This is a genomic window from Hyphomonas sp., assembly GCF_013823385.1.
In the GTDB taxonomy this organism is placed as follows: domain Bacteria; phylum Pseudomonadota; class Alphaproteobacteria; order Caulobacterales; family Hyphomonadaceae; genus Hyphomonas.
Map to the genome: position 1 here is coordinate 96,213 of NZ_PNMA01000009.1, position 19,666 is coordinate 115,878.

General features: G+C 61.5%; 19 protein-coding genes. 11 read left to right on the plus strand and 8 right to left on the minus strand.

Annotation, left to right across the window (positions count from 1 at the left end; genetic code table 11):
• Positions 1-13: 13 nt before the first annotated feature.
• From ccoP to ccoN, 4 genes are read right to left on the minus strand one after another with little or no spacing between them, the layout of a single operon-like run.
• Positions 14-904, minus strand: a complete 891-nt coding sequence (ccoP, locus tag C0456_RS07810; RefSeq protein ID WP_291050306.1) for a cytochrome-c oxidase, cbb3-type subunit III — start codon at positions 902-904, stop codon at positions 14-16.
• A complete protein-coding gene (locus C0456_RS07815; RefSeq protein WP_291050308.1) occupies positions 897-1,058 on the minus strand; it encodes a cbb3-type cytochrome c oxidase subunit 3 in 162 nt (53 codons plus the stop codon). Before C0456_RS07815 ends, ccoP begins: the two co-directional genes overlap by 8 nt.
• Positions 1,059-1,069: 11 nt before the next feature.
• Positions 1,070-1,837: a cytochrome-c oxidase, cbb3-type subunit II gene (gene ccoO, locus C0456_RS07820; protein WP_291050310.1), complete on the minus strand. Its 768-nt coding sequence runs from the start codon at positions 1,835-1,837 to the stop codon at positions 1,070-1,072.
• A 12-nt stretch (positions 1,838-1,849) separates the two neighbouring features.
• Positions 1,850-3,529, minus strand: a complete 1,680-nt coding sequence (gene ccoN, locus C0456_RS07825) for a cytochrome-c oxidase, cbb3-type subunit I (protein WP_291050312.1) — start codon at positions 3,527-3,529, stop codon at positions 1,850-1,852.
• 148 nt (positions 3,530-3,677) lie between these two features.
• Here ccoN and C0456_RS07830 point away from each other — a divergent pair, with 148 nt between their 5' ends.
• The 4 genes from C0456_RS07830 to C0456_RS07845 all read left to right on the plus strand — a co-directional run bounded on the left by C0456_RS07830 (position 3,678) and on the right by C0456_RS07845 (position 6,298).
• Complete coding sequence (locus tag C0456_RS07830) at positions 3,678-3,968, plus strand: hypothetical protein (RefSeq protein WP_291050314.1); 291 nt, start codon at positions 3,678-3,680, stop codon at positions 3,966-3,968.
• A gap of 70 nt (positions 3,969-4,038) precedes the next feature.
• Entirely contained in the window at positions 4,039-5,205 is a 1,167-nt protein-coding gene (locus C0456_RS07835) for a PAS domain-containing sensor histidine kinase (protein WP_291050316.1), read from the plus strand.
• Positions 5,202-5,819 (plus strand): response regulator, encoded by a 618-nt coding sequence (locus C0456_RS07840; protein ID WP_291050318.1) that lies wholly within the window; start codon positions 5,202-5,204, stop codon positions 5,817-5,819. Before C0456_RS07835 ends, C0456_RS07840 begins: the two co-directional genes overlap by 4 nt.
• Positions 5,820-5,902: 83 nt before the next feature.
• The gene (locus tag C0456_RS07845; protein ID WP_291050320.1) at positions 5,903-6,298 is read left to right on the plus strand and encodes a response regulator; all 396 of its coding nucleotides are present in this window, start codon (positions 5,903-5,905) and stop codon (positions 6,296-6,298) included.
• 8 nt (positions 6,299-6,306) lie between these two features.
• Here the strand turns inward: C0456_RS07845 and C0456_RS07850 are convergent, their stop codons facing one another.
• Entirely contained in the window at positions 6,307-6,924 is a 618-nt protein-coding gene (locus C0456_RS07850) for a helix-turn-helix domain-containing protein (RefSeq protein WP_291050322.1), read from the minus strand.
• A 240-nt stretch (positions 6,925-7,164) separates the two neighbouring features.
• On the opposite strand from C0456_RS07850, the gene C0456_RS07855 reads away from it, so the two are divergent.
• Together C0456_RS07855 and C0456_RS07860 are read left to right on the plus strand one after the other, a co-directional pair.
• A complete protein-coding gene (locus C0456_RS07855) occupies positions 7,165-9,060 on the plus strand; it encodes a TonB-dependent siderophore receptor (RefSeq protein WP_291050324.1) in 1,896 nt (631 codons plus the stop codon).
• An 88-nt stretch (positions 9,061-9,148) separates the two neighbouring features.
• Positions 9,149-10,012 (plus strand): glycerophosphodiester phosphodiesterase family protein, encoded by an 864-nt coding sequence (locus tag C0456_RS07860; protein ID WP_291050326.1) that lies wholly within the window; start codon positions 9,149-9,151, stop codon positions 10,010-10,012.
• Here C0456_RS07860 and C0456_RS07865 read toward each other — a convergent pair.
• Positions 10,009-11,448 carry a short-chain fatty acyl-CoA regulator family protein gene (locus C0456_RS07865; RefSeq protein ID WP_291050328.1) on the minus strand — a complete coding sequence of 480 codons (1,440 nt, stop codon included), beginning with the start codon at positions 11,446-11,448 and terminating at the stop codon, positions 10,009-10,011. The two genes, C0456_RS07860 and C0456_RS07865, sit on opposite strands and share 4 nt — an antisense overlap.
• A gap of 157 nt (positions 11,449-11,605) precedes the next feature.
• Here C0456_RS07865 and aceB point away from each other — a divergent pair, with 157 nt between their 5' ends.
• Together aceB and C0456_RS07875 are read left to right on the plus strand one after the other, a co-directional pair.
• Positions 11,606-13,243, plus strand: coding sequence for a malate synthase A (gene aceB / locus C0456_RS07870; protein WP_291050330.1), 1,638 nt, complete (start codon positions 11,606-11,608; stop codon positions 13,241-13,243).
• 44 nt (positions 13,244-13,287) lie between these two features.
• Entirely contained in the window at positions 13,288-14,907 is a 1,620-nt protein-coding gene (locus tag C0456_RS07875) for an isocitrate lyase (RefSeq protein WP_291050332.1), read from the plus strand.
• Positions 14,908-14,964: 57 nt separating this feature from the next.
• Here the strand turns inward: C0456_RS07875 and C0456_RS07880 are convergent, their stop codons facing one another.
• The gene (locus C0456_RS07880; RefSeq protein ID WP_291050334.1) at positions 14,965-15,354 is read right to left on the minus strand and encodes a hypothetical protein; all 390 of its coding nucleotides are present in this window, start codon (positions 15,352-15,354) and stop codon (positions 14,965-14,967) included.
• A gap of 596 nt (positions 15,355-15,950) precedes the next feature.
• On the opposite strand from C0456_RS07880, the gene C0456_RS07885 reads away from it, so the two are divergent.
• A complete protein-coding gene (locus tag C0456_RS07885; protein ID WP_291050336.1) occupies positions 15,951-16,148 on the plus strand; it encodes a hypothetical protein in 198 nt (65 codons plus the stop codon).
• Between the two features lie 2 nt (positions 16,149-16,150).
• Here C0456_RS07885 and C0456_RS07890 read toward each other — a convergent pair whose 3' ends face one another.
• Entirely contained in the window at positions 16,151-16,714 is a 564-nt protein-coding gene (locus C0456_RS07890) for a TIGR00730 family Rossman fold protein (RefSeq protein WP_291050338.1), read from the minus strand.
• Positions 16,715-16,834: 120 nt separating this feature from the next.
• Between C0456_RS07890 and C0456_RS07895 the strand changes: the two genes are divergently transcribed.
• Both C0456_RS07895 and C0456_RS07900 read left to right on the plus strand, forming a co-directional pair.
• Entirely contained in the window at positions 16,835-18,712 is a 1,878-nt protein-coding gene (locus tag C0456_RS07895) for an ABC transporter ATP-binding protein/permease (RefSeq protein ID WP_291050340.1), read from the plus strand.
• Entirely contained in the window at positions 18,709-19,659 is a 951-nt protein-coding gene (locus C0456_RS07900; RefSeq protein ID WP_291050342.1) for a phosphatidylserine decarboxylase, read from the plus strand. Before C0456_RS07895 ends, C0456_RS07900 begins: the two co-directional genes overlap by 4 nt.
• Positions 19,660-19,666 lie beyond the last annotated feature (7 nt).

Genomic DNA, 19,666 nt, shown 5'->3' on the forward strand with positions numbered 1-19,666 from the left:
AGCGTGACTTTTGTCACTTCTCACCCCCGCCGAGCGAGTGAACATAGACAGCCAGGGCCTTGATGGTCGGATCATCGAGGCGGCCCTGCCATGCGGGCATATGTGCGTTCCGGGCACTGTAGATCGTCTGCTGAATGTCGCGCGGTTCGCCGCCGAACAGCCATTCATGATCGGTCAGATCCGGAGCGCCAAGCTGGCGGTTCCCCTTGCCGTCTGCGCCGTGGCAGGAGACGCACTGGGTGGCAAAGATGGGCGCCGCCCGGCCGACCGCGGCCTTGTTGGCCTCGCGGCCCGACAGGTTCAGGACATACTGCACCAGGTCATCAATCTCCCTCGGCGTCAGCAGCCCGTCCCGTCCGAAGGCGGGCATGCTGTTGCGGCGCGTATCGGGATCCTCATTATGGCGGATGCCGTGGCGGAGCGTGGTTTCGATCCCCTCCAGCGTGCCATCCCAGAGCCAGATGTCATCGGCCAGCATCGGATAGCCCTTGGCCCCGCGCCCGCCTGCGCCATGGCAGGTTGCGCAGTTGTCGCCAAAGGCACTCTCGCCCATGGCAAGAGCAAACTGCTGCAGCGACATGTCATTTTCGATCTCGCTCAGCGAGGCGCTGACGAGGCGGCTGGCAGCGGCGGCACGCTCCGTGTGCAGCGCTTCCACCTTCCGGGCCACTTCGGCGCGGTCGGAATGGCCAGCGATACCCAGCGTGTTGTTCATGCCCGTGCCCGGAAGCGCCGGAATGGCGGGCATGACGATCATGTAGCCGATGGCCCACACGATCGTGGCATAGAAAATATACAGCCACCAGCGCGGGAGAGGATTGTTGAGTTCCTTGATCCCGTCCCAGCTGTGCCCCGTCGTCTCAACGCCGGAGACTTCATCAATATCCCGTTTATGGTCAGTCATCTGACGGGTCCTTGTCGATCAGAGGTTGGTGAGCGGCCGCGCGGAATTTCTCGCCATTGCTCGGCCAGAGGGCGTAGGCGACGGCCACGAGGAACATCAGCACAAAGAAGCCGAGACCCCAGGTCTGTGCGAAGCTTGAAAGTGTTTCATACATCCTGCCTGCTCCTAGCGCCGGTTGCTGAGGTCGTTGGCCTCATAGGTGGAGAAGTCGACCAGGGTGCCGGTCATCTGCAGATAGGCGATGAGGGCATCCATTTCGGTGACGGCCTTCGGATTGTGATCGAAGTCGGAGATCTTCACCGTGCCTTCGCGGCCCGATGCCTCGGTATAACGGGCGACAAGCGCGTCTTCGGCATCGAAGTCAGCATTGGGCGAAGCCTGGGCGACAAGATCGGCCTTTGCGTTGGCAATCATGTCGTCCGTATAGGGCACACCCGCCAGACGCAGCGTCTTCAGATGGTCCTCGATGTCGTCATACTTCAACTTTTTCTTCGCGAGGAAGGCGTAGGGCGGCATGATCGAGTCCGGAACAACCGATTTGGGGTCCTTCAGGTGGTCGAGGTGCCATTCGTCCGAATACTTTCCGCCAACGCGGGCAAGGTCCGGCCCGGTCCGCTTGGAGCCCCACTGGAAGGGGTGATCGTACATGCTCTCGGCCGCCAGCGAATAGTGGCCATAGCGCTCCACCTCATCCCTCAGGGGACGTACCATCTGCGAGTGGCAGGTATAGCAGCCCTCGCGGATGTAGATGTTGCGGCCCTTCAGTTCCAGCGGCGTGTAGGGACGCATCCCCTGAACCTTCTCGATGGTGTTTTCGAGATAGAACAGGGGCGCGATCTCCACGAGGCCGCCGATGGCGACAACCACAAGGATGCCGACGGTGAGAAGCAGCGAGTGGCGCTCAAGCTTTTGGTGTTTGTCCATGATAGCCATGTTCGATGCTCCTTATTCAGCAGGCTGAAGCGCGGGGGTTGCAGTCTTGGGCGCGTCGGCAGCGGTGGCTTCACCGGCCTCGCCATGACCCAGGGCAGTGCGCACCAGGTTGTAGGCCATCAGCAGGGCGCCGGTCAGGTAGAGCAGGCCGCCGGCCACGCGGATCATGTACATGATATGCTTGGCTTTGACCGTCTCGATGAAGGCATACTCAAGGAAGCCGAACTCGTTATAGGCGCGCCACATGAGGCCCTCGGTGATGCCCGCCACATACATCGCCACGATGTAGAAGAGGATGCCGAGTGTCGCGAGCCAGAAGTGCCATTCCACGAGGGCTTTCGAGTAGAGCGCCTTGCGTTTCCACAGCCAGGGCGTGACGCAGTAGAGCGCGCCGAAGCTGATGAAGCCGACCCAGCCCATCGAGCCGGAGTGGACGTGGGCGATGCCCCATTCGGTGTAGTGGGAAAGGGCGTTGACGGCGCGCACGCTCATCAGCGGGCCCTCGAAGGTCGACATGCCATAGAAGGCGAGCGCGACGATCATCATGCGGACGATGGGGTCGGTGCGCAGCTTGTCCCAGGCGCCCGACAGGGTCATCACGCCGTTGATCATGCCGCCCCAGCTGGGCATCCAGAGCATCACCGAGAACACCATGCCGAGGGTCTGGGCCCATTGCGGCAGGGCAGTGTAGTGGAGGTGGTGCGGACCGGCCCAGATATAGATGAAGATCAGCGACCAGAAGTGAACGATCGACAAGCGGTAGGAATAGACCGGCCGGTTCACCTGCTTGGGAATGAAGTAGTACATGATGGCGAGGAAGCCGGTGGTCAGGAAGAAGCCCACGGCGTTGTGGCCATACCACCACTGGGTCAGCGCGTCCTGCACGCCGGCGAACAGCTGATAGCTCTTGGAACCCGTGAGGCTGACAGGGATCGCCAGATTGTTGACGATATGCAGCATCGCGATGGTGACGATGAAGGACAGGTAGAACCAGTTGGCCACATAGATGTGCGGCTCTTTCCGCTTCCACAGCGTACCGAGGAAGACGAGCAGATAGGCGACCCAGACGATGGTGAGCCAGAGATCGGCATACCATTCGGGTTCGGCATATTCCTTCGACTGGGTAACGCCGAGCAGGTAGCCCGTGCCGGCGACCACGATGAAGAGGTTGTAGCCCCAGAAGACGAACCACGGCCACATGCCGCCGGCAAGGCGCGTGCGGCAGGTGCGCTGGACGACATAGAAGCTTGTCGCGATCAGCACGTTGCCGCCGAAGGCAAAGATCACGGCAGAGGTGTGCAGCGGGCGGAGGCGTCCGAAATTCGTCCATCCCAGATCCGGGAAGTAGAAGATGTTCGGGAAGGTCAGCTGCAGGGCGATGATGACGCCGACCAGGAAGCCGGCAATGCCCCAGAACATGGAGGCAGCCACCCCGAACTTGACGATCGTGTCTTCATAGATCGCCGGATCGAACGGGTTGCGCCCGTTCAGGCTGCCCGCCCAGAGGCCGGTTATCAGCAGGCCCAGAACGGTAAGGAAAAAGAAAGTCCAGGCATGGGCGGCCATCATCGGATCGGCAGCATTGCCGGCGATGATCAGGACGCCCAGGGCAACAAGACCGGTCAGGGCACTGACTGTGCCTATGCTGAAGCCCGGTCCTGCGCCTCTGGATATGTCAGCGCGTGTATTCATTGGGAAAGCCCCCTCCAGTGCTGAATCGCAGTGATCGATACTGGTGCGTAACTGCCGGAGTGACGGCGCGAACTGTATAAGGGGATGTACGGATGGGCCTGCCTGTCGCACCGGGGGTAATCGGGTAGGACAGCAAAGGAGAGAGCTCATGTGGAAGACGGCAGCTCTGGGCACCGCCCTGACCGCAACTGGCGCGGTCAAATTCACCAATCATGTCGGCGAGATGGGGCGTCAGGCGACGCTTCAGGATTATCTCGCCATGCGCTGCGGGGGCGGGGCGCCGCTGCCGGCGCCAGGCGCAGAAACCAATGAAATCATGGCCTTGGCGGCCATGCACTGCTGGGGCTGCTATGCCATGGCAGCGGGCGTTGCGATGCTGGCCTATGCCCTATGGCAGGCCGCGCAACCCCGCTTGAAGGCGCTCCGCCGCCGGGGATAAAAGACGCCGCCTTGCGCCGCCTGGCGGCAGAGGGCAGTGAAAGGGGGCATTGCCGGATGGATCTTGACGGATGAGCGACACGCCGAAAACGACGCAGGCGCCTGTGAACCTGCTGGACGGGGAGACCCTCCAGCTGCACCTGGCGTCCATCCTCGCCTCTGTGCCCGATGGCATGGTAGTGACCGACGAGTCCGGGAAGATCCTGGCGTTCAGCCGCGCCGCAGAGGCGCTGTTCGGCTTTTCCGCCGAGGAGGTCATCGGCCAGCCCGTCAACATGCTGATGGCGGGCCGCGACAAGGTGAATCACGACAATTACATCGGCAATTACCTGCGCACCGGCGAGCGCCAGATCATCGGCAAGGGCAGGGTGGTCATCGCGTCGCGCGCTGATGGCACGCAGTTCCCCATCGATCTGAAGATCGGGGAAGCGCGAATCGGGGATCATTTCCTGTTCACCGCTTTCATCCGTGACCTGACAGAACAGCAGCGTTCGGAGCTGCGCATGCAGGAAATGCAGTCGGAACTGGTGCATTTCTCGCGTCTCAGCGCGGTGGGCACGATGGCCTCCGCGCTGGCGCATGAACTCAACCAGCCGCTGACGGCGGTGGCCAACTATCTCGAAGCCAGCCGCGATCTGATTGAGTCGCCCGACCCGGAAACGCGCGAAATCCTGCGGGAAGCGCTTACCGAAGCGGCCCGTCAGGCTGTGCGGGCCGGAGAAATCGTTCGCAAGCTGCGGTCCTATGTCTCACGCGGTGAGGTGGACGCCCGCCCGCTGAGCCTCGGCCCCTTGCTGGCCGATGCCATCGCGCTTTCCAAGCTCTCGCGGGATCTGGCGGATATTCCGATCAAGTTTGATCAGGATGAGGAGGCCGATCTGGTGATGGGCGATCCCATCCAGATCCAGCAGGTGGTCATCAATCTCATCCGCAATGCGATGGACGCCCTCTCCAACACCCAGGACGCCCGCATCACCGTGCGCGTCTTTCTCGCCGACGAGCCGGGTTTTGTGGCGGTGGAGGTCTGCGACAATGGGCCGGGGCTCACCCAGGAGCTGCGCGAGAACATCTTCAAACCCTTCGCCACCACGAAATCCCAGGGCATGGGGCTCGGCCTCTCGATCTGCCAGACCATCGTGGAAGCACATGGCGGAACCATCCGCGCCATTACGCCGCCCGAAGGGGGCACCTGTTTTCGGTTCACACTGAGAAAAGATGCTGCTAAATCAGGCTCATGACCGATACCCGCCTTATCCATCTGGTCGATGATGATGAAGCCATCCGCCATTCGGCAAGCTTCATGCTGCGTCATGCCGGATTCCGCGTGAAAACCTATGTCGATGGAGTCGCCTTCCTCGACCAGGTTGAGGAGGCCGAGAAGGGCTGCATCCTGCTCGATGTCCAGATGCCCAAGATGGATGGCCTGCAGGTGCAGGAAGTTCTCAACGAGCGCGGGGTCGCGATGCCGGTGATCGTGCTGACAGGGCATGGCGATGTCGCCGTGGCTGTTCGCGCGATGAAGGCGGGCGCCGTTGATTTCGTTGAAAAGCCCTACGCCAAGCAGACGCTGGTAGAGGCGCTGACCCGCGCTTTCGAGCGCCTGGAGGCCCGCCGCAAGGAAGAGGTGCTGGCCGATGAGGCCCGCGGCCTGATCGAACACCTCACCGCGCGCGAGAAGGAAGTTCTGCTCGGCCTTGTGGACGGGCAGACCAACAAGGAAATCGCCATCTCGCTGGATATTTCGCCGCGCACGGTCGAAATCCACCGGGCGAATGTGATGGAAAAGATGGGCGCGTCCAATCTTTCAACCGTTCTGCGAATCGCCTTCGCTGCTGGCTTCGGCATTGAATAAACAGCAGCTTTAGGGGCTTCTACTTAAAGACTGCAGGGGGAATCCCGTGCACATTTCAAGCTCCCGGAGTCCCGGAGAGTGATGTGAGCGCCACCGCAAAGCCTTTGCCAGTTCATCCCCCCCGCCGCATCGCTGTTGTCGATGACAGCCCGGCGGTACGCCAGTCCCTGCGCCTGCTTCTGGGCGCGCGGGGCTTCTCCGTAGACACATTCACCGGGGCAGACGAACTGCTGGTGGACGTGAAGCCCGGCGACTTTGACTGTTTCGTCATCGACCTGAAGCTGGATGGCATGGATGGCTTTGCCCTGCTCACTGCCTTGCGGGAGAGGGGGATCGATACGCCCGCCATCATGATTTCCGGCTGGGAGCTTCCCACGCTGGAAGTCTCGGCGCACCGGGCCGGCTTTGTCGCGCTCGTCCGTAAACCGATGATGGACACCTCCCTCGTCCGCGTCCTGCGCGACATCCTTCCGGAGTGAGGTGCGGTTCAGCCAAGCTCATCAAATGGGATCGACATCAACGCGCCGCCCATCTGGCGCAGTGAAGTTTCGTACTCTTCCTCGCTCAGCCGGCGGATTTCGCACAGGCACCAGATTTCCCCGCCTGAGCAGATGTGGGGTGTATCCATGCCCCGGAAATAAACCGGGCCGGAAGGTGTGACGATCCGGTTGAGGGACACCGTCATGGCAAGCTCACCGGAGAAGATCCCTGAACGCTCCCAGGCGAATACCTGCTCATCAGCCTCCTCACCGAACTGGCCATAGAGGCTTTTGCCTTTCAGCAGCTTTTCCACCGAAACTTCGGCAGGGACTCTGCGGCTCATTTCGAGAAGAATGGCCCCCTGCCGCAACAAGGTGGATGGCCAGTCCGACATCTGCACCCGGAGTTTTGCCAGAGTATCCAGTTTGTTGGCTGGATTTTGGCGCATCATGTCACGCATTCGTCGGCGCAGCTTTGCGCTGGGAAGCCCGGCGCCGCGTTCCCAGCGTGATACGCTTGTCTGGTCAACTTCCAGAAGATTTGCCAGCGCCCGCTGGGATAATCCCTGACTGCGGCGCAGATTGACGATCATTCCGGCCCAGCCGGTGTGCGGCGGCATCTCCATGGCTTACCTCGGCCGGAAAAATTTACGCGGCTTCAGGCTGTGGACATAGCGCCTGCTGCAATCATTTTTGTGACGGTCAGGTGATTTGAGGCGCCGCAATTATGGATTGTTCACGCAAATGCAAAATCACCGTCGCGCCGCCCCTGTAATCGGCACCCCAGAAATTCAGCTTCTGGGGTGTCAACCATGTCTGCCTTTTCCTTCCGAACATCGCTTCTTTGTGCCTTGTCTGTTTCAACCTTGTCTCACGGTCTCGCTCAGGCCCAGGAGGACGAGATCCTGAAGATGCAGGAGGTTATCGTTTCATCTTCGCGGTCTGCAGTTCCGGTCAGCCAGATGGGCGACGCGATCAGCATTCTTGATGCCGCCGAGATCGAGTTGCAACAGCTGGCAACGCTTGACGAGGCGCTGGAACGTATTCCCGGCGTTGCAATCACCCGCTCGGGCGGGGTGGGCCAAAACACGCAGGTCCGCATGCGGGGCTTTACCACCAAGCATGTCCTTGTGCTGATCGATGGTGTGAAGGTCAACAATCCCTCTGAAGCGGATAATCAGTTCGGTATCGACCACCTGTTCCTGGACAATGTGGAGCGTGTGGAAGTTCTGCGCGGGCCACAATCGGGCGTGTATGGAGCCGATGCCGTGGCCGGCGTCATCAATGTGATCACCAAGCGTCCGAACGGGCCTCTGGAGGTGCGTGGCTCTGCGATGGTTGGCGATAACAGCACCTATGAGCTGACCGCCGGAGCACAGCAGGGCACCGATACTTACGGCGTCTCCGGCAGCCTTTCCTATTATGATACAGCCGGTATCTCGCTCTCCAGCCGCCCGCCCGGCAATGTCGAGCGTGACGGCTATGAAAACTTCACAGCGCAGCTGCGCGGTGAAGTGCGGCCAACCACGAATACCGAGCTGAGTGCATGGGTGCGCTATACCGATGCGATGAACGAGATCGACGCTAATTATCTGCCGGCGAACAATCCTTTGGGCCTGCCGGCATTCCTTTTCCAGGACAGCGAAGGGCAGAATGAAAGCCAGCAGCTGTTCGGCGCGGTCAAGGGGGTCTGGAAGACCTTTGACGGCAAGCTGGATCACACGGCGCAGGTGTCCATTGTTGATCTGCAGGATGTCTATACTGCGCCGGGTACGGAGCAGGAAAGCGAAGGCCGCACCGTTGAGGGCATCTACTACGCCACCTGGCGGCCAACCGAGCGCGTCACCTTCGTCGGGGGGGCAGAGTACCGAGATGAACAGGCCGTGTTCGAACAACCTGTTGGCGCTGGTTATGCGCTGATCGATGATGGCATCTCCAACACTGCGGCTTTTGCAGAGGTAAACTTTGAAGTCCTCAAAGGTCTCTTCCTTTCCGGAGCGGCGCGCTATGACGACAATGAGAAGTTTGGCGGTGAATTCACTCACCGGCTGACGGCCGCCTACAACCTGCCGGACCAGATGGACCTTCCTGGCATCGACACGAAACTGCGCGCGTCATACGGCGAAGGCGCCGAAGCCCCCGGATTGCGCCAGCTGCTCGGCTCTTCAGCGACCTATGAAGGCAACCCGGACCTCAAACCGGAGTCGAGTTGGATGATGGACATCGGCATTGATCAGCGCCTGGAGAATGGTCTGGCCGGCTGGAGCATTACCTATTTCGACGGGGTTGCCGATGACGGCATCTTCTCCATCTTCAATCCGCTGACGGGCAAGTCTTCCCCGCAGAATATTCAGAGCCCTGTCGACATGTCCGGGGTCGAGCTTGATCTGCGTGTGTCACCTGCTTCCTGGATCGATCTGCGCGGCGCCTACACCTATATGGATGTCTCCCAGCGTTCCGTTGGCACGCAGCTTTTTGGCCGCCCCAAACATGAAGCCAGTGCTGCTGTAACTGTCCGTCCAATGAGCAAGCTGGCATTGACCGTGGATGGCTATTGGCGTGACGAATTTTTCAGCGATTATCCGAGCAGCTATGTCATGCCCGGCTATTCGCTTTATAGCGTTTCTGCGGTGTGGAATATTACCGAGCGGGTGAGCCTGGCAGGGAAGATCCACAACATCACCGACAAGTTCTATGAGGAAAAGCTGGGCGATTCGACTTATGGCCGCACCGCTCAAATCCGCCTGTCAGTTCGCTACTGAGGGAATGATCATGTTTAAAAACAGCTTCTTCCTGGTCTGCGCTGGCCTGCTTTCAAGTTGCGCCAGCACGTCGGCCCCATTGCAAGCGATGACGGGGACGCCTGCCAACTTTCCGCTGGTATCGGCGGCGGGCGATATGCCCGGCTTCTTCGACTGTCTGCGCGAAAACGACGCCGTAATCATCAGTGGCCATCGCGGCGGACCGGTGCCGGGCTATCCCGAGAATGCGCTGGAAACCTTCGCTCACACGGTTTCCGAAGTGCCCGCCCTGCTGGAGGTGGACGTACAGAAAAGCGCCGACGGCGTCCTCGTCTTGATGCACGATGACACGCTCGCGCGTACAACCGATGGCGAGGGTGAGGTGCGTAGCCTGACATATGAGCAGCTGCGCGAATTCTTCCTCGTGGACAATGATGGGACACTGACGCAGTTCCGGATTCCGACGCTAATGGAGACGCTAGGCTGGAGCGAAGGGCGCGCCATGCTTGCGCTCGATCGCAAGGCGGAAACAACCTATGAAGATCTGGTGGATGCGGTGAGAACGCAGGATGCGTTTGGCCGCGTCGTCTTTGCCACTTACTCCCTGGAGGACGCAGCACTTGTGTACCGGCTCGCGCCCGACGCGATGATCGTCACGCCGATAGAAACGCTCGCCGACCTCGATGCGTTGCGTATAAGCGGTGTCGATCTCTCCCGTATCCTTTCTTGGGGGGGTACGGAAGTTCCGAACCCGGATTTCTATGCGGCGCTGGCGGAAGAGGGTGTTGAGTCCGCCTTTGCGCCCCTTGGATGGTGGACGGGATCCTGGGACAGCCGCATCCGGATGCTGGGCGATGACACGCTTTATCGCCGCATCACGCAAGGGGTGCAACTTGTTGCTACGGATCGCGTTCGCGAAGTGGCAGCTGTCCTGCCGGGTGTTGCGCGCGCCAAGGCTTGCGTAAAGCCCTAATCGTCCTGGAAGCGGTAGAGCGAGATGCCGCGGGCGCGTTCGTCGAAGACCAGCTTGCGGCTCAGCGGGGCATGGGCGCGGGAGGCGCAATTCTGCCGCTCGCAAAGGTAGCAGTTGACGCCGATGGGCGTGGGCTCGGCTTTCTCCAGATTATGGTCGGTCGCATAGACGAGGCGTTTGGCGTAGGCAATGTCGCAGCCAAGCCCGATGGCGAGCTTCGGCCCTGGCTTGTCATAGAAGCCATCGGTGCGGGTAATCGTGCGGGCGATAGAGAAATACGTCGTATCGTCCGGCATCTGGATAATCTGTGTACGGATACGTCCCGGCGATTCAAAGCATTCGTGGATGTTCCAGAGCGGGCAGGCGCCGCCGAACTTCGAAAAATGGAACCGCCCCGCGCTGAAGCGCTTGGAAACGTTCCCCGCCGTGTCGATGCGTACAAAGAAGAAGGGAATGCCGCGCGCATCCGGCTTCTGCAGCGTCGTCAGCCGGTGGGCGGTCTGCTCGAAGCTGGTGTTGAAGCGGTGGCTCAGCAGTTGCACATCATATTTCGTCTTCTCCGCTTCGCGCAGGAAGGAATGATAGGGCATCAGCACGGCGGCGGCGAAATAGTTGGCAAGGCTGACCCGGGCCAGGCCGATCGCGTCCCGGTCGGTAAAGCCCGCCTTCAGCACATAGGAATCGATCAATTCGCCGAATTCCAGCATGCCCAGCTGGAAGGCAAGCTGGAAACGCCGGCCCGATTGGGGCAACAGCTCGGAAAGATCAATCCCGCGCTTGTGCCGGTCATAATAGCGCAGCGTGTTGGGCATGATGTCATACGGCACCACGCGCACGCGCAGCCCATGCTGGCCTTTAAGCCGCTGGATCATTGCCGCATACGGATCTTCATGGATGGTCGAAAGCTCCACCGAAAAGGATTCCGCCGCCTCGTCCAGCTCCGGGAAATAGTTCCGGTGGTCCTGCAGCATCTGGCGCACGGATTCCACGCTGCGCGCCGATTCCTCCAGCAGCTCCACCTTCTCCCGGTCCGTCAGCGGATTATTGTCCGAATAGGTGCGCAGCGCCAGTTCGCGGTATTTGTCATAGAGGTGCACGAAGGCGCGCGCGATGTCCGGGCTCGCATTGACGATATCCTCGACATCATTCTTGCCGACCTGCCCGGCTTCCAGAACCGGGTCGCGGATCACCTCCATCAGTTCCGACACAAGCCGCGCATCGCCCATCCCGCCGACATCGGAAATGTCGAAATCGTAAACCCGTGCCAGAGTTAACAGGAGGTTGGCGCTGATCGGGCGCTGGTTGCCCTCGATCAGGTTGATGTAACTCGCCGACACGCCGAGGTCTTCGGCCATCTGCGCCTGGGTGATGCCCAGCGTGCGCCGCAGCCGCCGAATACGCGGGCCGATAAGGGTTTTTTCCTTGCGCTCGGCCATCAGGCACCCCGGCTGAATTTACAAACGTTACAAGTGACACAGGGTTCTTGTTACAACGTAAACATAAAAACCCAATGGAAACAGAAAGGTACTCGATCCCGCGTCAGTCTGTAAATAAGGTTGTGTCAAGTTTTAAGACATCCAGGGAGAACCGGCCATGTCCATCGCTGCCACGCTTGAACAGCCTTCCGCTGCCCGCGCGCAGATCGAAGTGAAGGGCAAGGCCGCCGGTGTAGACCGCGTGCTGACCCCCCAGGCGCTTGCCTTCATCGAGGCGCTGGAGCGCCGCTTCGGCGCCCGCCGCCGCGATCTGCTCCGCCTGCGGAAGGAACGCCAGGCCCGGTTTGATGCCGGCGAACTGCCCGATTTCCTCCCAGAGACGAAATTCATCCGCAATGGCCATTGGGAAGTCGATCCGGTTCCCTCGGTGCTGCTCGATCGCTCGGTCGAGATCACCGGCCCAGTGGACCGCAAGATGATGATCAATGCGCTGAACTCCGGCGCCAAGATGTTCATGGCCGATTTCGAGGACGCCTCCTCGCCGACCTTTGCCAATATGATCGATGGCCAGGTCAACATGCAGGATTTTGCCCGCGGAAAGCTCGCCTATACAGATGCCGCTTCCGGCAAATCCTACACGCTGAACGAAAAGGTCGCCGTGATGATCGTCCGCCCGCGCGGCTGGCATATGGAGGAGGCGCATGTTCTCGTCGAGGGCCGCCCGATCTCCGCGAGCCTGTTCGATTTCGGCCTGCATTTCTATCACAATGGCAGGATGCTGTTTGAGGCTGGCATCGGCCCCTTCTACTACCTGCCCAAGATGGAAAGCCATCTGGAGGCCCGCCTCTGGGACGACGTGTTCGAATACGCACAAGGCGAAATCGGCATACCCACCGGATCGATCAAGGCAACCGTCCTTATCGAGACATTGCCCGCCGCCTTCGAGATGGACGAGATTCTCTACGAACTGCGCCGCCACATCGCCGGCCTCAATTGCGGCCGCTGGGATTACATCTTTTCCTATATCAAGACGCTGCGGAAAAACCCCGATTTCGTGCTGCCGGACCGCGCGCAGGTCGGCATGGACCGGGCCTTCCTCAACGCCTATTCGCTGCTGCTCATCAAGACCTGCCACCGGCGCCGCGCCCATGCCATGGGCGGCATGGCCGCGCAGATCCCGGTCAAGAATGACGAGGCGGCCAATGACGCGGCCTTCGCCAAGGTGCGCGCAGACAAGCTCCGTGAAGTGAAGAATGGCCATGATGGCACCTGGGTTGCTCACCCTGCGCTCGTCCCCGTCGCCATGGAAGTGTTCAACGAGCATATGCCGCTCGGCAACCAGGTGCTCGGCCAGCGCTGTTTCCCGCCGATCAGCCAGGCAGCGCTCTTGAAGCCCCATACCGGCGAGATCACCGAAGCGGGCGTGCGCACCAATGTGTCGGTCGGCATCGAATACACCGCCGCCTGGCTGAACGGACGCGGCGCCGTGCCGATCCACAACCTGATGGAAGACGCCGCCACCGCCGAAATCTCGCGCAGCCAGATCTGGCAGTGGATCCATCACGGCGCGCAGGTGATCGCTGCAGACGGCGCAGCCCGCACCTTCACGAAGGCATGGTTCCAGGAAATCCTCGCCGATGAACTCGGCAAGGTGCGCGCCGCCCTCGGCGAAACCGGTTTCAAGGCCGGCCGCTATGACATTGCCGCTGAAATCTTCACCAATACGGCGACCTCCGAAGACCTCGCCGACTTCCTGACGCTGCCCGCCTATGAAGCGCTGCGCACCCTTGCATGATCCGTCAACAAACTAATCAGAAAATTCTCCAAGGAGACACTCACATGTCCAAACGTCCTACCTACGCAGAGCTGCGCGCACAGGTTCAGAAACGTTACCCCACCGGCCAGGCGCCGGGCGGCGTCACCGTGGATGATATCGTCCAGCTGAAGATGCAGAACACCTACAACACCCACCTGGATATCGCCCGCGAGATGGCCGGTGTGATGCGCGCCGACATGGCCGCCTATGACAAGGACCATTCCAAATTCACCCAGTCGCTCGGCTGCTGGTCGGGCTTCCATGCCCAGCAGATGATCAAGGCCGTCAAGCGCATGAAGGGCACGGCCAAGGGCACTTATGTGTATCTCTCCGGCTGGATGGTCGCCGGTCTGCGCAACCGCTTCGGCCACCTGCCGGACCAGTCGATGCACGAGAAAACTTCCGTGGCAGACCTGATCGAGGAAATCTACGTCTCCCTCCGCCAGGCTGATGAAGTCGCCCTCAATGATCTCTTCCGTGAACTGAAATCTGCCCGCGAGAAGGGCGCCCCCGCTGACGTGATAGAGACGATCATTCAGCGCATCGACACCTTCGAATCCCATGTCGTTCCGATCATCGCTGACATTGATGCCGGCTTCGGCAACGAGCACGCGACCTATCTGCTCGCCAAGGAGCTGATCAAGGCCGGTGCCTGCTGCATCCAGATCGAGAATCAGGTGTCGGACGCCAAACAGTGCGGCCACCAGGATGGCAAGGTCACGGTGCCGCGGGAAGACTTCATCGAGAAGCTGCGCGCCTGCCGCCTGGCGTTTGAGGAACTCGGCGTGGATGACGGCGTCATCGTCGCCCGCACAGACAGCCTCGGCGCTGGCCTGACGCAGAAGGTGCCGGTCTCCCAGCATGCCGGTGACCTCGCTTCGGAATACACCAAATGGCTGGAAGTGGAGGAAATCACCCCCGCCAATCCGCTGAAAGAGGGCGACCTCGCCCTGCAGCAGAATGGCCGCCTCGTGAAGCCGGTTCGCCTGCCCAACGGCCTCTTCAAGTTCCGTGAGAACACCGGCGCTGACCGCGTGGTGGAAGACTGCATTGCCAATCTCACCCTCGGCGGCGCAGACCTTCTCTGGATCGAAACCGATACGCCGGACGTCGACGTTATCGCGGGCCTGGTAAACCGCGTGAAGGCCGCCGTTCCGGATGCCAAGCTCACCTACAACAACTCGCCCTCGTTCAACTGGACGCTCAACCTGCGCAAACAGGTCCGCAAGGCCTGGGCCGCTGAAGGCAAGATTGCGGAGGGCGAATATCCGGAAGCCGAGCTTATGTCGGCCAAGTATGACGACACCCCGCTCGGCCAGGAGGCGGACGCCCGCCTCAAGCGCTTCCAGTATGACATCTCCGAGCGCGCCGGCGTGTTCCACAACCTGATCACGCTGCCCACCTTCCACATGACGGCCTTCGCCACCGACCAGCTCTCCCGCGGCTACTTCGGCGAAGACAAGATGGCCGCCTATGTCAAAACCATCCAGCGCCAGGAAATCCGCAACAACGTCTCGGCTGTCAAACACCAGCACGAAGTCGGCTCGGACCTTGGCGACACGTTCAAGGAAATGGTTGCCGGTGAACGCGCCCTGAAAGCCAGCGGCGAGCACAACACCATGAACCAGTTCGAGAACGTCTGACACCTTTCCTGCTGCGTAGGGAAAACTCTGGCCCCATCTGCCTCCAGGCAGGTGGGGTTATTTTTGTTCAGGGCGCTTCATTGAGATGACGACTACCGGCTCGTCGCCAGCGAGCATATAGCGAAGCAGCAAGGTGCTTGCTGAAGGCGGGGGCGCGAGAGCTTCTGCGCGACAAATGTAGTCGTAGCCGGACTTGGTGCTGACTGTCACTTCGCCAAGAGTGTGCGCCGGATTTAGAATGATGTTCCTGAAAGCAGCGCGACAGCTCTCTCTCACGGCATCATCTCCCATCAGGGTTTCGTCCGGACCCGGCGCTTCCATGGGGAGACGCATGACCTGGCCGTCCGCTTCTTTCAGGGGCGGAGCCAATGTTGCGCTGCCCCCTTCCTGTGCCTCTGCAACAATCGGGCAGACGGCCAGTGCAGCGGTGAGTAGTACAAAGCGCATCCTGTTCTTCTCCCATGCCTGCAAACAGGCCGACCCTACCATCATCTACCAGTACGGGAAACCCTGGCTCCTCAAAGTGACCGTCTAATCATGCTCTGGGTTACGGCTCACCTACCGCAAATGTCACCGCTGTCGGATAGGACCGCGCATCCCTCTTGGCGCCTTCCGGCGCGGGGCGATGTGGCGGATGAGCACGGCATAGACCTCCGGCGCCAGGTCCTCCAGCCCGATCTCGCTGCCAGGCGAAACGATCATTGGTGCCCCGTTATGAACGCCAGCAAGGGAAGCATAGGCTGGGATCAGGAACGCCTCGCGGGCGGCGAGCGGCGCGCCGCCGAAGGTGACCCGGAATGTCCGGAAGTGTCCGGAATTGTCCGAAACTGTCCGGGATCTGTCCCGGCCTGTCCGCGCGGTGACCCGTCCGGGGCGTCTCCTGACGCTCTCCCTTTCAGGAGAAGGGGCGTCCGGGTGACAAATTTTTCATCCGCAGAAAGAATGAGAATAACTTGCAAAAAGGACAAATCTTTGCGACACCAGTATTGAGAATCGTTCTCATATAGGTTCTGGCGCGCCGGGCCCTGGTGAAGGAGAAACCCATGATCTGCATGCCCATCGATGACAGCCAGATGCTGTGCTGGCTGCGGTCGCAGCTGAAAGTGCTGTCGGCCTGGCGCGAGGAACTCGTCTGCCGCAACGAGACCGACCTTGAGGCGGTCACGCGGCTGGAACAGCATCATCAATGGCTGAATGCCGAGCTCGAACGGCTCGATCCCGGCATGCGCCATCACGGCTGAGATCAGATATCCAGCACCACGACGCGGTCCAGAAGGGCTTCGATGGCGGCGGTGGAGGTCTTGCTGTGAACCATCATCTGGCGGAATTCGTCGGGGATGAACCCGCCTTCGATGATCCGCTCAAGGAGGTCAAAGAAGGGCGACCAGAAGTCGTCCTCGTCCAGAAAGGCCATCGGCTTGGCATGCAGGCCAAGGCGCGCCCAGGAGAGGATTTCCACAGCCTCCTCCAGCGTGCCGATGCCACCGGGCAGCACGATAAAGGCTTCGGACTCCTCAAACATCATCTGTTTGCGGGTGTGCATGTCCTCGACGATGCGGTGTTCCACATCCTTGTAGATACGCTCCTTCTGCAGGAGGAAGCGGGGCATGATGCCCAGCACGCTGCCGCCGGCCTCATGCGCGGCGCGGGCGCAGGCGCCCATCAGGCCGACGCCGCCGCCGCCATAGACGAGGCGCATGCCCCGCCGGGCCAGTTCCCGGCCAAGGTCTTCGGCCAGCCGGATATAGCGCGGGTCCACCGCGTCGGAGGCGCCGCAATAGACGCAGATCGAGCGAATTTTTGTCATTTTATCAGTCTCTCGGCTCATTCTTTCCCTTAAGTGATAGGAGGCCGGAGGCAACTTCGCCAGACGGTTTCGCAGGGCGAGCGGGTTTCACTTCCGCGCAAACAGCGCCATATGGCAGGCATGAGCCCGCCCCATGCTGCCGTTCCGGCCCCTGAGAACCACGACCGTATCGACAGCGCCGATGGCGGGCTGTGGAAATCAATTTTACGCATCCTGACCCTGCTGGGCCGGCCGGAACTGGCCAAATGGCGGCCGGTGATGGCGCTGGCGGTGATCATCACGCTGGCCGCTTCCGTTCTAGAGGTCATCTCGCCCCTGGTGATGGGCCATGCGATCAACCAGGCTGTGCCTGAAGGCGGCGTGGCGGCCAGCTTCGCGACGGCGGCCCTGTGGCTGACCTATGGGCTGGCTCTGCGGTTTGCCGCAGCGGCCCTGCCGCAGATCCGTGACTGGTTGTTCTCGCCGGTCAGCCAGGACGCCCAGCGCGTGGCGAGTGTCGATGCGTTCGGGCATTCCCTGGCGCTTTCCCTCGGCTTTCACCAGACCCGCCGGACCGGCGCGCTCAACCGCATCATCGAGCGCGGCGCCAGCGCGATCGACTATCTGATCCGCTTCCTCGCCTTCAATATCGGGCCGACGCTGGTGCGTCTGGTGCTGGCTTCGGTCGCGCTCGGCATTGCCTATGACATCCGCCTGTCGCTGATCGCGGTGGCAACGATTGCGCTTTATGTGATCAGCACGGTGATCATCACCGAATGGCGCGTGCGCCAGCGCCGGAAGATGAACGAGGCGGACACGCATTTCCGCGCGACCTCGGTGGACATCCTCACCAACTTTGAAACGGTGAAATCCTTCGCCGCCGAAACCCGCGAAACGCGCCGGTTTGACGACGCGATGGCCAATTACAACCGGCATTATGTCGACACCAACCGCAGCATGTATGTGCTCAACACGGTGCAGGCGCTGGTGATGAATCTCGGCCTCTTGGCGGTGATGGTGCTGTCGGCCTGGAACGTCATCCAGGGCACGATGCAGATCGGTGACCTGACGGCGGTGATGCTGATGCTGCTGTCGCTGTATGCGCCGCTGAACATCCTCGGCTGGGCCTGGCGGGAGATCAAGCAGGGCGCGGTGGACCTTGAGAAGCTGCACGGCCTGATGGGCATGGTGCCGGAAGTGCAGGATGCCCCCGATGCCAAGGTGCTGACGGCGCCGAAGGGGCATGTGACCTTCGAGAAGGTGGCCTTCAGCCATGAAGGCCGGGCGGTGGGCGTTTCCGATGTCAGCTTTGATGTGGCGCCGGGGAAAAAGGTGGCCTTTGTCGGCACATCCGGGGCAGGCAAGTCCACCCTGCTGAAGCTCCTGTTCCGCTTCTATGATGTGGACGCGGGCGCGGTGAAGGTGGACGGGCAGGATGTGCGCGGGCTGACGCAGGAATCGCTGCGGGCGGCCCTCGGCCTCGTGCCCCAGGATGTGGTGCTGTTCAACGACACGCTGCGCGCCAACATCGCCTATGCGCGCCCCGAAGCGACCGAAGCGGAGCTGCGCGAAGCGGCCCGCCGGGCGCAGCTTCTGACCTTCATCGAAAGCCTGCCCGATGGCTGGAACACCCGCGTGGGCGAGCGCGGCCTGAAGCTCTCTGGCGGGGAGAAGCAGCGCGTCGGCATTGCCCGCGTGATCCTGGCGAACCCGGCGATCCTGGTGCTGGACGAGGCGACGAGCGCGCTCGACAGCGCCACCGAAGCCGCCGTTCAGGAGGCGCTGGAAGAGGCCTCGGCCGGACGCACGACGCTGGTTGTGGCCCACCGCCTCTCGACCGTGGTTTCGGCAGACGAGATCCTGGTGCTGGAAGCAGGCCGGATCGTGGAGCGCGGAACGCATGAGGGGCTGCTGGCAAAAGGCGGCAAATATGCTGATATGTGGCATCGTCAGGCGCACCGCGCCGATCCCGCTGAACTTCTCAGCGAAAACAGACCTGTAGAGGAGGCGAGCCGATGAGCGATGACTTCGAGCGCCAGTCGCTGCCCTGGATGAAAACCGTGTTCGACTGGGAAGCCGTGGCCGCAGCGGCCGGGGCCTTCCTGGCGGCGCTGCTGCTGGGCTGGATCTGGGCGCCGCTGTTCTGGATCGGTTTTGCCGCAATGGTGATCGCGCTCGCCGCCGGGCGCTGGGCGAGGCGCACGCCGCCGGACCTGGCCTATGGCGTGGTGGCCCCGTGCGACGGGGTGGTGGTGTCGGTCGGCTATGGCGACGCGCCTGCGGCGCTGCGCCTGAAGGGCGAGAGCCTGGTGCGCGTGCGGATCGCGTCCTCGCCGGTTTCGACCAACAAGCTTTACGCGCCGATGGCCGGGGGTGTGGAGATCGTGTCGCTGCAGCAGGGCGAACCGGGCCAGCCGATCTCTCCCAAGCCCGACCAGGAAGGGCTGACGAGGGCCTTTGTGACGTTTGAAAGCCAGGGCGAGCAGGCCGGCATCGTGCTGACGACCGGCGGGCTCGGCCCCCGGATCGAGCTGGCGGTGGACCATGGCGATGTGGTGCGCCTGGGGCGGAGTTTCGGCACGCGGCGCCTGGGCGGCTGGTGTGATGTGTATCTGCCGGCCGATATCCGCACGCATGTCTGGGCCGGGCAGACGCTGACGGGCGGGGAAACCGTGATTGCGCATTTCCGCTCTTCGGTGACGGAAGACTATGAAGACGCCGAAGCGGTGTTCTCCGGCGCGGCGGCGCCGGCGCGGCAGGCTCAGCGGGAAGGGGTGCCGGCGGCTGCGGCTGCGGGCGCGGCGAGCGGGCTGGCCGAGGAAGCCGATGAAGAGGCCGATGCTGTTCTCGGCGAGTTCTATGAGGATGATTATCCCGAGCCGGATGAAGTGTCAGCGCCGGAAGATCCGGCAGCGATCTTCGCGCGCCTGAGAGAGGCCGCCCGAAAACACGGCGAAGGCGACTGAGACTGAT

Coding starts and splice junctions, on each gene's coding strand:
- ccoP (WP_291050306.1), bottom strand. CDS start 904: ATGACTGACCATAAACGGGATATTGATGAAGTCTCCGGCGTTGAGACG.
- C0456_RS07815 (WP_291050308.1), bottom strand. CDS start 1,058: ATGTATGAAACACTTTCAAGCTTCGCACAGACCTGGGGTCTCGGCTTC.
- ccoO (WP_291050310.1), bottom strand. CDS start 1,837: ATGGCTATCATGGACAAACACCAAAAGCTTGAGCGCCACTCGCTGCTT.
- ccoN (WP_291050312.1), bottom strand. CDS start 3,529: ATGAATACACGCGCTGACATATCCAGAGGCGCAGGACCGGGCTTCAGC.
- C0456_RS07830 (WP_291050314.1), top strand. CDS start 3,678: ATGTGGAAGACGGCAGCTCTGGGCACCGCCCTGACCGCAACTGGCGCG.
- C0456_RS07835 (WP_291050316.1), top strand. CDS start 4,039: ATGAGCGACACGCCGAAAACGACGCAGGCGCCTGTGAACCTGCTGGAC.
- C0456_RS07840 (WP_291050318.1), top strand. CDS start 5,202: ATGACCGATACCCGCCTTATCCATCTGGTCGATGATGATGAAGCCATC.
- C0456_RS07850 (WP_291050322.1), bottom strand. CDS start 6,924: ATGGAGATGCCGCCGCACACCGGCTGGGCCGGAATGATCGTCAATCTG.
- C0456_RS07860 (WP_291050326.1), top strand. CDS start 9,149: ATGACGGGGACGCCTGCCAACTTTCCGCTGGTATCGGCGGCGGGCGAT.
- C0456_RS07865 (WP_291050328.1), bottom strand. CDS start 11,448: ATGGCCGAGCGCAAGGAAAAAACCCTTATCGGCCCGCGTATTCGGCGG.
- aceB (WP_291050330.1), top strand. CDS start 11,606: ATGTCCATCGCTGCCACGCTTGAACAGCCTTCCGCTGCCCGCGCGCAG.
- C0456_RS07875 (WP_291050332.1), top strand. CDS start 13,288: ATGTCCAAACGTCCTACCTACGCAGAGCTGCGCGCACAGGTTCAGAAA.
- C0456_RS07880 (WP_291050334.1), bottom strand. CDS start 15,354: ATGCGCTTTGTACTACTCACCGCTGCACTGGCCGTCTGCCCGATTGTT.
- C0456_RS07885 (WP_291050336.1), top strand. CDS start 15,951: ATGATCTGCATGCCCATCGATGACAGCCAGATGCTGTGCTGGCTGCGG.
- C0456_RS07890 (WP_291050338.1), bottom strand. CDS start 16,714: ATGACAAAAATTCGCTCGATCTGCGTCTATTGCGGCGCCTCCGACGCG.
- C0456_RS07895 (WP_291050340.1), top strand. CDS start 16,835: ATGAGCCCGCCCCATGCTGCCGTTCCGGCCCCTGAGAACCACGACCGT.
- C0456_RS07900 (WP_291050342.1), top strand. CDS start 18,709: ATGAGCGATGACTTCGAGCGCCAGTCGCTGCCCTGGATGAAAACCGTG.